The 13,692-nt window shown below is 65.7% G+C and carries 12 protein-coding genes; 3 read left to right on the forward strand and 9 right to left on the reverse strand.

The window, feature by feature from the left end:
* Window positions 1-257: 257 nt before the first annotated feature.
* Entirely contained in the window at window positions 258-584 is a 327-nt protein-coding gene (locus ACGLHR_RS28740; RefSeq protein WP_400097769.1) for a hypothetical protein, read from the forward strand.
* Between the two features lie 59 nt (window positions 585-643).
* Window positions 644-2,824, forward strand: a complete 2,181-nt coding sequence (locus tag ACGLHR_RS28745) for a TonB-dependent receptor (protein ID WP_400097771.1) — start codon at window positions 644-646, stop codon at window positions 2,822-2,824.
* A 13-nt stretch (window positions 2,825-2,837) separates the two neighbouring features.
* On the opposite strand, the gene ACGLHR_RS28750 is transcribed toward ACGLHR_RS28745, so the two are convergent.
* The 7 genes from ACGLHR_RS28750 to araD all read right to left on the reverse strand — a co-directional run bounded on the left by ACGLHR_RS28750 (window position 2,838) and on the right by araD (window position 10,769).
* Window positions 2,838-3,656: a hypothetical protein gene (locus ACGLHR_RS28750; RefSeq protein WP_400097773.1), complete on the reverse strand. Its 819-nt coding sequence runs from the start codon at window positions 3,654-3,656 to the stop codon at window positions 2,838-2,840.
* 187 nt (window positions 3,657-3,843) lie between these two features.
* Entirely contained in the window at window positions 3,844-4,782 is a 939-nt protein-coding gene (locus ACGLHR_RS28755) for a 2-hydroxyacid dehydrogenase (RefSeq protein WP_400097775.1), read from the reverse strand.
* 43 nt (window positions 4,783-4,825) lie between these two features.
* Window positions 4,826-5,821 carry a Bug family tripartite tricarboxylate transporter substrate binding protein gene (locus tag ACGLHR_RS28760; RefSeq protein WP_400097777.1) on the reverse strand — a complete coding sequence of 332 codons (996 nt, stop codon included), beginning with the start codon at window positions 5,819-5,821 and terminating at the stop codon, window positions 4,826-4,828.
* Window positions 5,822-5,903: 82 nt separating this feature from the next.
* Entirely contained in the window at window positions 5,904-6,893 is a 990-nt protein-coding gene (locus ACGLHR_RS28765; RefSeq protein WP_400097779.1) for a tripartite tricarboxylate transporter substrate binding protein, read from the reverse strand.
* A gap of 243 nt (window positions 6,894-7,136) precedes the next feature.
* Window positions 7,137-8,135, reverse strand: a complete 999-nt coding sequence (locus tag ACGLHR_RS28770) for a Bug family tripartite tricarboxylate transporter substrate binding protein (protein WP_400097781.1) — start codon at window positions 8,133-8,135, stop codon at window positions 7,137-7,139.
* A 117-nt stretch (window positions 8,136-8,252) separates the two neighbouring features.
* Complete coding sequence (locus ACGLHR_RS28775; RefSeq protein ID WP_400097783.1) at window positions 8,253-8,990, reverse strand: ribonuclease activity regulator RraA; 738 nt, start codon at window positions 8,988-8,990, stop codon at window positions 8,253-8,255.
* Window positions 8,991-9,029: 39 nt separating this feature from the next.
* Window positions 9,030-10,769 carry an L-arabinonate dehydratase gene (araD, locus tag ACGLHR_RS28780; RefSeq protein WP_400097785.1) on the reverse strand — a complete coding sequence of 580 codons (1,740 nt, stop codon included), beginning with the start codon at window positions 10,767-10,769 and terminating at the stop codon, window positions 9,030-9,032.
* A 223-nt stretch (window positions 10,770-10,992) separates the two neighbouring features.
* Here araD and ACGLHR_RS28785 point away from each other — a divergent pair, with 223 nt between their 5' ends.
* Window positions 10,993-11,694, forward strand: coding sequence for a GntR family transcriptional regulator (locus tag ACGLHR_RS28785; protein ID WP_400097787.1), 702 nt, complete (start codon window positions 10,993-10,995; stop codon window positions 11,692-11,694).
* A gap of 89 nt (window positions 11,695-11,783) precedes the next feature.
* On the opposite strand, the gene ACGLHR_RS28790 is transcribed toward ACGLHR_RS28785, so the two are convergent.
* Window positions 11,784-12,857 carry an alpha/beta fold hydrolase gene (locus ACGLHR_RS28790; RefSeq protein ID WP_400097789.1) on the reverse strand — a complete coding sequence of 358 codons (1,074 nt, stop codon included), beginning with the start codon at window positions 12,855-12,857 and terminating at the stop codon, window positions 11,784-11,786.
* Window positions 12,858-13,072: 215 nt separating this feature from the next.
* Entirely contained in the window at window positions 13,073-13,507 is a 435-nt protein-coding gene (locus tag ACGLHR_RS28795) for a hypothetical protein (protein WP_400097791.1), read from the reverse strand.
* Window positions 13,508-13,692 lie beyond the last annotated feature (185 nt).

The raw sequence follows: 13,692 nt of genomic DNA on the forward strand, positions 1-13,692 counted from the left end.
GACGAAACCAGCCTCAACGAAGTAGGAAGTCAGCTTTGGATCTGTTTAGGCAGATTTGAGTAGGTTTGACAGAACGGGTGCGGCACAAGTCACTAGCCAAATCACTAGCCGTTTGTCGTATAGGCAGCCCGGCTACATTCGTGTTTACTTCGCTTGTGTTCGCTTGTGCCCCGATGGCACACTTGCAACACTGTTGCAAAAATAGAAAGCAGGGCCCGCGCCCTTGCCCTCGCAGCCATCCCATGTGGCGACGCCCGTTGGTCCTTCTGCTCTGTGCCTTCCTGCTCTTGGGGCAGGCGGGCGGCGTCGTCCACGCGCTTTCCCATCTCCACGCATCCCAGCAGAGCAATCCGTGCGCGGCACCGGCCGACCTTGAGCAGTGCGGGCCCGGCCACGACGCCTGCCTGCAATGCCTGGCCTTTGCGGCCGCCGCGGTGGCCATGCCGTCGGTGGCTTGCTGGCTGCTGCTTGTCAGTGCCAGGCGCTGGCATTACCCGCTGCTCGCCGAGCGGCACATCGCTCCCATCTTCTCGCCACGGCCCCGCAGCCGTGGCCCCCCTCTGACCGGCGGAATGTTCGCTTAGTGCATTCGCGCGGGCCAGATGGCCGTGCGCGACATCCCGATACCATCAGAGGCATTTCCATGTCCCGTTTCCCGCTTCGAGCCATCGCGGCCGGCGCCGCGTCGGCGCTCGCCTTGTCCGCCCACGCACAGTCGTCGCCAACCGACCCGTCTTCCTCCGCCCCATCCTCGCCCTCCTCGGCACCTGCGCCGGCAGCCAGCGCCAAGGCGCTGAACGCCGTCGTCGTCACCGCCAAGCGGCTCGACGAGGCGCGCAACGCCTTGTCGCCCGAGACCGGCAGCTCGGTCTACCGTTTCGACAGCGAGGACATCAACACGCTGCCCCAGGGAGAGAACACGCCGCTGAACCAGGTCCTGCTGCAGGCCCCCGGCGTGGTGCAGGACTCCTTTGGCCAGTTGCACGTGCGCGGCGACCACGCCAACCTGCAATACCGCATCAACGGCGTCATCATTCCCGAGCCGATCAGCGGCTTCGGGCAAATGCTGGATACGCGTTTCGCGGACGAGATCAAGCTGATCACCGGAGCGCTGCCGGCGCAGTACGGCTTTCGCACGGCGGGCATCGTGGACATCCGCACCAGGGGCGCGGCCGCCGATGAGGAAGGGCAGCCCAAGGCCTTCGGCGGCGAGATCGGTACGGTCATCGGCAGTCACGCCGACCATGAGCTCAACGGATACGTGCAGGGCGCAAAAGGGCCGTGGAGCTATTTCCTGAGCGGCTCCTTTGTCGAAAACAACCTCGGCATCGAGAACCCCGCCACTGGGCGCAATGCCATCCACGACCACACCGACCAGGGCAAGGCATTCGGCATGCTGTCTTACCTGATCAATCCGGACAGCCGGGTGAGCTTCATGTTTGGCAGCGCCGACAACCGCTTCCAGATTCCGAACCGGCCGGGCCTGTCGCCCTCGTTCAGCATCGATGGCGTGGCCACGCCACCCTCCGACCAGCTCAATGCCAACCAGCGCGAGAAGACCGATTTCCAGATCCTCTCGTACCAGAACAAGGTATCGTCCGCGCTCGATTTCCAGGTGTCGCTCTTCCATCGCACCAGCCGCGTCGACTACAACCCGGACCCGATCGGCGACCTGGCCTATAACGGCGTCGCCGCCAATCTCACCCGCAAGAACGAAGCCTATGGCGTGCAGGCCGACGGGAGCTATGTGCTGAGCCCGAGCCATACGCTTCGCAGCGGCCTGTTCGTGCAGCGCGAGCGGTTCGCCGTCAACAATACCTCCAGCGTGCTGCCTGCCGATGCCGATGGCAACCAGACCAGCGGCGTACCGTTCTCCATCGTGGACAACACCAGCAACACGGGCACGACGTTAGGCGTGTACCTGCAGGACGAATGGAAGGCCACCGACAAGCTGACGGTCAACTACGGCGCACGCTACGATCACATCAATACCGTGGTCAGCGAGCAGCAAGTGAGCCCGCGCCTGGGGCTGACCTACGATCTCACCAACGTCACCCGCTTGCATGCCGGCTACGCGCGCTATTTCACGCCCCCGGCGACGGAGAAGATCGATACCACGTCGGTGGCCAGGTTCCAGGGTACGACCAACGCGTTGCCATCGGACGCCAATACCAGTGTGCGCTCGGAGCGCTCGGACTACTTCGACGTGGGCATCTCCCACCAGGCCACGCGCAACCTGACGCTGGGCCTGGATGCCTACTACCGCAAGGTGCGCCATTTGCAGGACGAAGGGCAGTTCGGCAATGCACTGATCTTCTCCTCGTTCAATTATGACGACGGCAAGATCTACGGGTTGGAAGGCTCCGCAAACTACCGCCAGGGAAGTTTTGCCGCCTATGCCAACCTGAGTGTCTCGCGCGCTATGGCCAAGGGTGTCGAGACCGGACAGTTCCATTTCGGCCCGGATGAACTAGCCTTTATCGCCAGTAACTGGGTGCACCTCGACCATGACCAGACGGTGGCCGGCTCCTTCGGTACCTCGTACTTGTGGCGCGGCACGCTGCTCACCGCCGATGCCCTGTTCGGCAGCGGCTTGCGCAACGGCTTTGCCAATACCAGCCACCTGCCGGCCTATTTCCAGGTCAACGCTGGCGTGGCGCGCACGTTCGATACGCCGATCATCGGCAAATTCAAGGTGCGATTCACCGTGATCAACCTGTTCGATCGCTCCTACCAGTTGCGCGATGGCACGGGTATCGGCGTGGGCGCGCCGCAGTATGCACCGCGGCGCAGCTTTTACGTGGCCTTGTCCAAGCCCTTCTGAGCGCGCGAGCCGCTCACTGACTCAGGGCCGGGCCCCCGTCGCCTGTGAGGGCGGGGGTGGCGCCCGCAGGCGGCGTGCCGTTGCCGGCGACGGCGGGCGACGCTTCCTTCGTGGCAAGCCGCTGCGTCGTGCCCGCATCCCGGGGCCACACGACCACGTCGTCGTAGGCGTACAGGCGGCAAGCGGTGAACTTCTTGTCCCGGCACTGGCCCATTGCCTTCTCGATGGCATCCTTGTTGTTCGACCAGAAGGCATAGTGGCCATCGTCCGCCAGCACAAAGGCCTTGGGTGCCTTGCGGGCCAGGTATTCGGTGTAGCCACGGCGCGCGCGCTCGTAGGGCACGGCATCGACATTGTTGATGTCGGCATAGCCCGAGGCGGCCGGCAGGGACACTTCCGTATGGCCCAGGCCGCCGGCCACGGTCGGAATGCTGACGATGGAGTTCGTGCCCATGCGTACCATGATGACCTCGGGATAGTCGTAGGCCGCGCCCGATGCGGTATCCACAGCGACGCCGATCGCGCCGCCGAACAGGATGTTGCCGAACGCCATGGCCTTGGTGGTGGACTTGACCGTGGCCAGGCCAGCCTCCATCTCATCCTTGTCGCAACGCACGCTGAGGTCGCCGTAGGCACGATGGATAGTGACCTTGCCTGGGGTCTCGACGTAGTAGGTGCCTTTGCTGTTGGCCAGCTTGCAGGTCGCGCCCTGGACAGGTTGGTCGTCCTTGCGCGTTTCCACGCTGACGACCTGGTTCGTGCCGTTGACGATGGCTGCGCACCCGCTCGTCATGGCGCAAGCAGCGAGCACGGACAACTGGAATGACCTCATGCATTTTCCCCGGTGTTTTTTTATAGTCGCGGGGTCTTTGCCGGCTCGGGCGCACGCCCCGCGGTCCTCCTAACGCGCAAGCGGCCGTTGGGATACACAGACCCCCACTTCAGTGGGGGGGGCGGGGCAGTATTGGGGCGGGGTAGGGCGCGAGACCTTAGTCCACGCCGTCTGCCACTACGCTGATCTACAGGGCTGAAGCTTTCACCGCCCCGCTGGCAAAGAAGCGCTGCAGGTTTTCAAACACCAGGTCCGCCATCGCGTTGCGGGTCTCGTGCGTGGCGCTGGCGATGTGCGGCAACAGCACGACGTTGTCCAGCGCGAAGAGCGCCTGCGGGACCTGCGGCTCATTCTCGAACACATCCAGGCCAGCGCCTGCAATGCGCCCATGCACCAGCGCATCCACCAGCGCGGTTTCGTCGACCACGGTGCCGCGCGCGATATTGATCAGGAAGCCTTTCGGGCCCAGCGCTTCGAGTACCTCGGCGGACACCAGGTGCCGGGTTTCGGGGCCGCCGGCGGTGGCGATGACCAGGAAGTCCGCCCACCTGGCCAGCTCGGCCAGGGAGGGCTCGTAGCGGTAGGGGGCATCCTGCGCGGGGCGGCGGCTGTGGTAGCTCACCTCCATGTCGAAGCCCGAGCCGCGCCGCGCAATCACGCGGCCGATGCGGCCCATGCCGATGATGCCCAGGCGCTTGCCGCTGACGCGGGTGGCGAGCGGGAACTGCGCCTTCGGCCATTCGCCGCGCCGCACGAATCGGTCGGCCGCGCTGAAGCCGCGCGCCACATCCATCAGCAGGCCAAAGGCCGTGTCGGCTACGCAATCGTTGAGCACGTCCGGCGTATAGCCAACGGCGATGCCGCGCGCGCGCGCGGCGTCGAGATCGATCTTGTCCAGGCCAACGCCAAAGCTGGAGATGACCTTCAGCTTTGGCATGGCTTTGATCATCGCAGCGTCGACGCCGATCGCGGCGCGCGTGGTCAGCGCGGCGAACTCGCCGCCGTGGCTGGCGAGGAAGGCGGCGGGATCGGTCTCGGCCCACAGCGGGTGGACATCGTAGTGCTCGGCCAGGCTGGCTTCAAGGGGAGCAGGCAGGCGTCCGTGCTGGAGAAGGCGTGGTTTCATGAGAAGAGATCCGTATGGTTATGTTTGTCTGATGATGCTTGCTTCAGTCTGCGCTGAGCTTGTTGTCCTGGATGATCTTGGCATAGCGCTTGCGGTCCGTGGCGATCAGGTCGGCGAATTGCGCGGGCGTGCTGCCCACGGGAATGGCGCCTTGCGCGATCAGTTGCTCCTTTACCGCGGGCATCGCCACGACTTCCTTCACGCCCGCGGCGATCTTGTCGACGATGTCCTTGGGCGTGCCAGCCGGCGCCAGCAGGCCGACCCACGATCCCGACTCGGCGCCGGTGATGCCGGCCTCTGCCAGCGTCGGCACGTTCGGCAGCGCGGGCGAGCGGACCTTGCTGGTCACGGCCAGCGCGCGCAGCTTGCCGGATTTCACATGGCCGGCGGTCTCCAGGATGGAGGCGAACAGCATGTCGACATTGCCCGACATCAGGTCCGTCATGGCCGCGCCACCGCCCTTGTAGGGCACATGCAGCAGGTCGGTGCCGGTAGCTACCTTGAAGATCTCGGCGGACAAATGCGGCGAGCCGCCGCTGCCCGAGCTGGCATAGGTCAGCTTGCCGGGTTGCGTCTTGGCCAGCGCCACCAGCTCCTTCGGGTTTTTGGCCGGCAGCTTGGGCGTCACCACCAGGGCAAACGGCAACTCCGCCATCAGGCTGACCGGTACGAACGCGGCCGGGTCATAGCTGAGCTTCTTGTAGAGCGAGGGATTGATCGATTGCGTGCCGACATTGCCGGCCACCAGCGTGTAGCCGTCCGGCTTGGCGCGGGACACGATGTCCAGCCCGACATTGCCGGCCGCGCCGGGGCGGTTGTCCACCAGTACCGGCTGGCCCCAGAGCTGCGAGAGCCGCAGCGCCACCAGGCGGGTGCCCACATCCGTGCCGCCGCCGGGGGCGAACGGCAGGATGATGGTCACCGGCTTGGTCGGCCAGGCAACGCCGGGCTGGGCCTGCGCGCAGGGGATCCAGGCGCCGATGGCCAGGGCGATGAGTGCCGCGCGGCGGCTAAGCGTGGGGGTGTTGAACGAGCGCATGTCTTGTCTCCGGAAGTACGGCTTGATGGCCGGGCGCCATGGCGCGCCGGCACGCATTGGTTGGTGGCTGCCCGGGGGCAACTCACTCGGGCTGGATGCCGGCGTCCTTGGCCACCTTGGCCCATTTGCCCATCTCCACCTGCAGGAAACTGGCGAATTGCGCGGGCGTGCCGCCTGCGGGTTCGATACCGGCGTTCTGCAGGCGCTCGCGCACGTCGGGCGAAGCCAGCGCCTTGTTGATCTCGGCGTTGAGCTTGTCCACCACCGCCTTGGGGGTGCCGGCCGGGGCCAGCACGCCGCCCCAGGTGCTGGTCTCATAGCCGGGCAGCCCGGCTTGCGCCATGGTCGGCACTTGCGGCGCGGTCGATGAGCGTTTGGTGGTGGTCACCGCGAGCGGGCGCACCTTGCCGCCCTTGACCTGCGGGCCGATGGCGGCAACGGTGTCGAACATCAGCGACACGCGGCCGCTGGTAAGGTCCGGGTGCGCCAGCGTGCTGCCCTTGTACGGGATGTGGATCATGTCGATGCCGGTCATGCTCTTGAACAGCTCGCCCGAGAAATGCGGCGCGCCGCCCGAGCCGCTGGACGCGAACGACAGCTTGCCCGGGTTGGCCTTGCCATAGGCGATCAGTTCCTTGACGGACGTAACCGGCAGGGAAGGGGACACCACCAGCATCAGCGGCACCACGTGGGTCAGCGCCACCGGCTCGAAGCTCTTGATGGTGTCGAAGGGCAGCTTCTTCACCATGCTGGGATTGATGGCGTGGCTGCTGGCCACCAGCGCCAGCATGTAGCCGTCCGGCGGGCTCTTGGCAACGAGGTCCGTGCCGATGATGCCGGTGGCGCCGGGGCGGTTATCCACCACTACCGACTGGCCCCAGGCTTCGGTCATCTTCTGGCCCACCAGCCGCGCCACCAGGTCGATGGCGCCGCCGGGGGAGGCGGGGACGATGATGGTGATGGTCTTGGTGGGGTAGCTGGTTTCGGCGGCGTGGGTGCTCGGCACAGTCAAGGCGATTGCGGCGGCGACGCCTGCGAGTGCTGTGGCAAGGGGCTTGGTGTTGAAATGCATGTTGTCTCCTGCGCGATTTGATTCGGCTTAATGCTTTCCATCCAACGCGCAGCAATAGCGCTAACGCATAATTTCGCAACTGCGCGGTTCCCCTCTCCCGCACGGCGGGAGAGGGGTTAGGGGAGAGGGCGGGCGCGCGCAAGAACGAGGCGTCTCACATCGAGCAAGCGCCCGCCCTCTCCCCCGGCCCCTCTCCCATTTCGTGGGAGAGGGGAGCAAACCATGGCAACGCCGGACGAGCCATCAATTGGCCGTAGCACCCGACTTCTTCACAAATTCAGCCCAGCGCGGAATCTCCTTGCCCATGAACGCGGCCAGTTCGGCGGGGCTGCTGCCCACCACTTCCATGCCAAGCTGCTGCGTCATCCGTTGCTGCACGGCGGGCTGCTTGAGCGCGCGCACCACTTCGGCATTCAGCCGCTGCACCACTTCCTTCGGCGTGCCGTGCGGCGCGTATAGCGCCTGCCATGACACCATCTCGAAGCCCGGCACGCCGGCCTCGGCCATGGTTGGCACGTTGGGCGCCAGCGCCGATCGCTTGGGCGAGGTCACGGCCAGCGCGCGCAGCTTGCCGGCCTTGATCATGGCGTCGCCCGCGGTCAGCTGGTCGAAGAGAAACGGAACGAGGCCGGCGGCCACGTCCTGGATCGCCTGCGGGCTGCCCTTGTAGGGCACGTGGGTCATCGGCACCTTGATCATGTCGGCGAACAGTTCGCCGGCCAGATGCGTCGAAGTGCCCGCGCCCGAAGACGCGAAGCTCAGGCCCGGATGGCTTTTCGCATAGGCGATCAGCTCCTTCACGTTGTTGATCGGCAGCTTGGCGTCGACCATCAGCACGTTGGGCACGTAGGCGATCAGGCAGACCGGCTCGAAATCCTTGACCGGGTCGTAGGATAGATTCTTGTACAGGCTCGCATTGATGGCATGCGTGCTGATGGTGCCGCCAAACAGCGTGTAGCCATCCGGCTTGGCGCGTGCCACGTAGCCCGCGCCCACCGCGCCGGCCGCACCGGGCCGGTTCTCGACCACCACCGGCTGGCCCAGCGCCTTCGAGATTTCCTGCCCGATGGTGCGGGCGACGATATCGGTGGAGCCGCCCGCCGCGAACGGCACCACCCAGGTGACCGGGCGCGACGGCCATTTGTCCTCGGCCTGCGCGCCGGCGCTGAACACGGCGCTGGCGGCAGCCAGCATGCCGAGGGCGGCAACGCGGCGCAGCGTGCCTCGCTTGTTGTGATTCATCTTGTCTCCATCCGTGGCCGCCTTGCCCCCGTGCGTCGGGAGCCGGCCGGCTCATGTGCTTGCTTGTGGCTTGTTTGTGCTTGCTCGTGCTTGTTCGTGTCTGGCAGGCGAGGCGGCTCAGCGGCCCTTGGCTTCGCGCCATGCGGCAAAGTCCAGCCGGCTTTGCTCCTGGGTCGGCGGATACAGGCCGATGATCGAGCGGCCCTTCATCACTTCCTCCGTGACGAAGTCCTCGAACGCGGTCATCTCCACCGCCTCCGCCGCGATCTCTTCGGCCAGGTGCCGCGGCACGATGATCACGCCTTCGGCATCGCCAACCACCACGTCGCCCGGGAACACCGCCACGTCGCCGCAGCCGATGGGGCCATTGATCTCGATGGCCTGGTGCAGCGTCAGGTTGGTCGGCGCGGAGGGGCGGTGGTGATAGGCCGGCATGGCCAGCCGGGCAATCTCCGGCGAATCGCGAAAGCCGCCGTCGGTGACGACGCCCGCCGCGCCGCGCTGCATCAGGCGCGTGATCAGGATCGAGCCGGCGGAAGCCGCGCGCGCGTCCTTGCGGCTGTCGATCACCAGCACCGCGCCGGATGGGCACTGCTCAACCGCCTGGCGTTGCGGGTGGTTCGGATCCTGGAAGACCGTGATCGGGTTCAGGTCTTCGCGCGCCGGGATGTAGCGCAGCGTAAAGGCCTCGCCAACCATATTGCCGTGCTCGGGATTGAGCGGATGCACGTCCTGGATGAACTGGTTGCGCAGGCCGCGCTTGAACAGCGCCGTGCACAGCGTGGCCGTGCTGACGGTCTTGAACTGGTCGATGGTCTGCTGGCTGAGCTGGCTGGCTTGGGTGGTCTCGGTCATGGCTGGTCCGCTTTTTTGGATATCTGGATATCTGGGTGATCAGTAGATGCTGGGTTCGCCCGTGGGCGCGCCGAAGTCGGTTTGCAGGAAGTCGAAGTCGCAGCCGTCGTTGGCTTGCCGGATGTGCTTGGAGAACATCCAGCCATAGCCACGCCCGAAGCGCGGCGGCGGCGGCGTCCACTCGGCCTTGCGGCGCGCCAGTTCTTCGTCGGACACTTCGAGGTGGATGCTGCGGCGGTCGATGTCGACGGAGATCATGTCGCCGGTGCGCACCAGTGCCAACGGGCCGCCGATATACGATTCCGGCGATACGTGCAGGATGCACGCGCCGTAGCTGGTGCCGCTCATGCGTGCGTCCGACATGCGCAGCATGTCCCGCACGCCTTGCTTGACCAGCTTCTTGGGGATGGGCAGCATGCCCCATTCTGGCATCCCCGGGCCGCCCTGCGGGCCGGCATTGCGCAGGATCAGGATGTGGTCGGCGGTAACATCAAGGTCGTCGCGCTCCACCGCTTCCTTCATCGACGGGTAGTCGTCGAACACCAGCGCCGGGCCGGTGTGCTTGAAGAACCGTTTCTCGCAGGCGCTGGGCTTGATCACGCAGCCGTCCGGCGCGATATTGCCCTTGAGCACGGCGAGAGCACCTTCCTGGTAGAGCGCGTTTTCCTTGGTGCGGATCACGTCGTCGTTGTAGACCTCCGCGCCCGCGATGTTCTCGCCCAGTGTGCGGCCGGTGACGGTCAGCGCATCCAGGTGCAGCTTGTCGCTGATGCGGTTCATCAGCGCGGGCAGGCCGCCGGCGTAGAAGAAATCTTCCATCAGGTATTTGTCGCCGCTGGGCCGGATATTGGCGATCACCGGCACGTGGCGGCTGGTCTTGTCGAAATCCTCCAGCCCGATGTCATGCCCGGCGCGGCGCGCCATGGCGATCACGTGGATGATGGCGTTGGTGGAGCAGCCCATCGCCATGGCCACGGCAATCGCGTTTTCAAACGAGGCGCGCGTCTGGATCTGTTGCGGGGTCAGGTCTTCCCACACCATGTCCACGATGCGCCGTCCGGCATCGGAGCACATGCGGATGTGGTTGGCATCGGCAGCGGGGATGGACGAGGCGCCCGGCAGCGTCATGCCGATGGCTTCGGCAATCGCAGTCATGGTGCTGGCGGTGCCCATCGTCATGCAGGTGCCGTGGCTGCGGGCGATACCGCCCTCGATGCCGATCCACTCGGTCTTGCTGATATTGCCGGCGCGGCGCTCGTCCCAGAATTTCCACGCGTCCGACCCGGAGCCCAGCACATTGCCCTTCCAGTTGCCGCGCAGCATCGGGCCAGCCGGCACGTAGATGGCCGGCACGCCCGCGCTGGACGCCCCCATCAGCAAGCCGGGCGTGGTCTTGTCGCAGCCGCCCATCAGCACCGCGCCGTCGATGGGGTGGGAGCGGATCAGCTCCTCGGCTTCCATCGCCAGCATGTTCCGGTACAGCATGGTGGTCGGCTTGACCGCACTCTCAGACAGCGAGATGGCGGGGAGCTCAATGGGGAAGCCGCCGGCCTGCAGGATGCCGCGCTTGACGTCGTCGACGCGCTGCTTGAAGTGGGAGTGGCAGGGGTTGATGTCGGACCATGTGTTGATGATCGCGATGATCGGGCGGTCCAGCCATTCGTCGGGCGAGTAGCCCATCTGCATGATGCGCGAGCGGTGCCCGGAGGAGCGCAGGTCGTCGGGGGCAAACCAGCGCGCGCTGCGCAGGGTCTCGGGCGTCTTCTTTCGTGACGTCATGTTGTCTCTTCCACGGGTGTTGTCATCGGGCCGGACCTCCGGTGCCTGAAAGTGCCAGAGCGAGGCGTTGGAGGTACGACATCTGATATCGTCGGAAGTATTAAAGCACTAATATATTAGTGTGTCAAACCGGAAAACTTTCCATTAAACTGCAGCCATGGGACGCAACGAAGCGTCTTTGTGCGTGATAAGCCACGCCTATGCAGCAAAACCAGACCACCCGATGGAAGCCACCTTGTCCGCCCTGCAGATTCAATTCCAGTTCGACCGCACCCGGCATGCCGCGCCGCAGGTGTTCGAGCATATGCGGGACATGATCATCTCCATGACGCTGACCCCCGGCACGGTGCTGTCGCGCACCGATCTCGCCGCGCAGTACGGCATCAGCCAGACGCCGGTGCGCGACGCCCTGATGCGGCTCGCCGAAGAAGGGCTGGTCGATATCTTCCCGCAGCACGCCACGGTGGTCAGCCCCATCAGCATCGCGCTGGCCCAGCAGGCGCATTTCCTGCGCCGCTCCGTGGAAGTGGAAATCGTGCGCACGCTGGCCGAAGAACCGGACCCCGCGCTGGTGGAGCGGCTGCGCCTTTGCGTGGCGCGGCAGCAGGCCATGCTGGCCGCCCAGGACTTTGCCGAGTTCTCCCTGTTCGACCAGGCCTTCCACCGCCAGATGTACGAAGCCGCCCGCGTGCCGGACCTGTGGATGCTGGTGCGCCGCCAGAGCGGCCACCTGGACCGCTTGCGCCGCCTGCACCTGCCGATCGCCGGCAAGGCCAACGCGGTGGTAGCGGATCACACGGCCATCGTCGATGCGATCGCCAGCGGCGACGCCGACGCCGCGCAGGCCTGCCTGCGCCGCCATCTCTCCGGCACGCTCGCCAATCTCGAAGAGATCCGCGCTCGCTACGGAAACTTCCTGCAGTAGCAGCAGTAACGCTTGGCGCCGTCATCATCAATTTTGATGATGACGACGGCGCGGTCCCGCGCCACTGGGCCTGAGGTGCTGGCTGTGCGCTAGGCGCCTGGCTGGCCAAAGCCCGACGTGCGCGCCAGCACGATAGCCTGCGCGCGGTTCTCCACTTCGAGCTTGGAGAACACGCTGGTGATGTGATTGCGCACCGTCTTCTCAGAAAGCCCGAGGTGCGCGGCGATCTGCGCGTTGTCGCGGCCTTGCGCGATCAGCTCCACGATATCGCGCTCGCGCCGGGTCAGCGTGGTAAAGACCAGGTCGGTGCTGGGCGGCGGGGCGGGCAGGAAGGCATGCACCTCGTCCAGCCAGCGTTGCCACGCCGGCTCGTTTTCCAGCAGCAGGTGGTTGTCGCTCTCGAGCGGTACAAAGTGCGCGCCGGGAATCAGGCTGGCGATCAGCCGTCCTTCGTCAAAGGGTACCCGCGCATCGCGTACCGCGTGCAGCACCAGGGTGGGACAAGTCACCAGGGGCAGCAAGGACACCACATCGATATCGTTGAAGATGCGCATGAAGCGCGCTGCGTTGGCGGGCGAGGTGGAGACGCGCTCCAGCTCGTTGAACCAGCGGTGCTGCTCGGCGCTGCCGCCCGGGATGAACTGGGTGGTGAAGAACTGTCGAAAGGCCGGGTTTTCCTGGCCCCAGCCGATCTCGGCGAGCCGGTTCATCAGCTCCGCTTCTTCGCGCAGGCGCGGATCGAACTGGCGCTTGAGCCGGCCGCGTGCGTAGCCGCCATGCAGGATCAGGTGGCTCACGCGCTCGCTATGCGCCACCGCGAAGGCCACGGCAATCGAGGCGCCTTGCGAGATGCCCAGCAAAGGGAAGTGATCGACACCCGTGGCTTCCACGATGGTCTCCAGGTCGCGCACCCAGGACTCGAAGGACAACTCCACATCGCGGTCTGATAGGCCACAGCCGCGCTCGTCGTAGCGCACCAGCGTATGGCAGTGGGAGAGCTCGTTGAGGAGATGGCTCCACACCGGGCTTTCCACGTCGAACTCCAGGTGGCTCATCCAGTTCGCCGCCTTGACCAGCGGCGGGCCCTGGCCGCTGATGGCATACGCCAGGCGCACGCCATCCGTGGTGGTGCAAAGGCGGATCTGTTGTTTGCGCGTCGGCATGGGCGAGCACGCGGGCAAAAAGTGCAGGCGCGGCATGCCTAGGCACGGCTGCCGCGGGAGACGTACCGCGTGCTGCATGTAGATTAGCAAAGGAAACCCGGGAGGAGGGCAATGCTTTCATTCTGCTTTCGGTGTCTTTAAGCGGCTTTCATAGGCTTTCATCGTGAGGCGGCTCCGGGCTGGCCGCCCCATCACGGCTGACCGAAAAGCGCGAGCTACGCTGCCGCGGCTATTGCGACCGCGCTCGCTGATGCCGGGCCGCTTCCCAGTCCACTTCCCAGCCCGCTGCCAATCTCGCCCGGCAGGGCGGACAGGCATTCGGCTCCGCTTGAATTCGGATCCGCCTGAGTACCGCGCGCCCCCTCGCCGAACGGATCCCGGGGTCCGGTATGCCCGCCATCGGCAAAGGGATCGCGCGGCCCCTTGCGCATGCCGTCCTGGAAGGGGTCGAAGTTGCGTGAGGCACAAGCCGACAAGCCCTGGCGGCCTGGCGCGGCGAAGGCATGGCCGTCACGCGGGCCGGTGTGCGCGGGCGCGCTGATGGCAACCGGCGCCTGGCCGCGCGCACCGGCGTGCGCCAGGGCCGAGGCCGGGACGCCAGTCACCAGCGCGCAAGCTGTGAGCAGGGTCTTCGCAAGATTCGTATGCATATCGAACTCCAGCATGAATACCGGCACTGGCGTGGCCAAGGCCGGCTAGGCCTTTCATGGGCAATCCCATTGGGCAGGAAGCCAGATGCGCACGTGACCGCCCTGAACGTGCCATGGCCGCACACGCAACGCGAACCGGCATCCATCCCATCCATGAGGGGCGTGCTCGAGGGGGTATTGTCGGG

This window comes from Cupriavidus sp. CuC1 (assembly GCF_044627735.1).
Taxonomy (GTDB): domain Bacteria; phylum Pseudomonadota; class Gammaproteobacteria; order Burkholderiales; family Burkholderiaceae; genus Cupriavidus; species Cupriavidus ulmosensis.

Excerpts from the sequence above, each read along its gene's own strand:
- ACGLHR_RS28770 (WP_400097781.1), bottom strand. The coding sequence starts at position 8,135 with ATGAATCACAACAAGCGAGGCACGCTGCGCCGCGTTGCCGCCCTCGGC.
- ACGLHR_RS28795 (WP_400097791.1), bottom strand. The coding sequence starts at position 13,507 with ATGCATACGAATCTTGCGAAGACCCTGCTCACAGCTTGCGCGCTGGTG.
- ACGLHR_RS28775 (WP_400097783.1), bottom strand. The coding sequence starts at position 8,990 with ATGACCGAGACCACCCAAGCCAGCCAGCTCAGCCAGCAGACCATCGAC.
- ACGLHR_RS28755 (WP_400097775.1), bottom strand. The coding sequence starts at position 4,782 with ATGAAACCACGCCTTCTCCAGCACGGACGCCTGCCTGCTCCCCTTGAA.
- ACGLHR_RS28745 (WP_400097771.1), top strand. The coding sequence starts at position 644 with ATGTCCCGTTTCCCGCTTCGAGCCATCGCGGCCGGCGCCGCGTCGGCG.
- araD (WP_400097785.1), bottom strand. The coding sequence starts at position 10,769 with ATGACGTCACGAAAGAAGACGCCCGAGACCCTGCGCAGCGCGCGCTGG.
- ACGLHR_RS28790 (WP_400097789.1), bottom strand. The coding sequence starts at position 12,857 with ATGCCGACGCGCAAACAACAGATCCGCCTTTGCACCACCACGGATGGC.
- ACGLHR_RS28785 (WP_400097787.1), top strand. The coding sequence starts at position 10,993 with ATGGAAGCCACCTTGTCCGCCCTGCAGATTCAATTCCAGTTCGACCGC.
- ACGLHR_RS28765 (WP_400097779.1), bottom strand. The coding sequence starts at position 6,893 with ATGCATTTCAACACCAAGCCCCTTGCCACAGCACTCGCAGGCGTCGCC.
- ACGLHR_RS28760 (WP_400097777.1), bottom strand. The coding sequence starts at position 5,821 with ATGCGCTCGTTCAACACCCCCACGCTTAGCCGCCGCGCGGCACTCATC.
- ACGLHR_RS28750 (WP_400097773.1), bottom strand. The coding sequence starts at position 3,656 with ATGAGGTCATTCCAGTTGTCCGTGCTCGCTGCTTGCGCCATGACGAGC.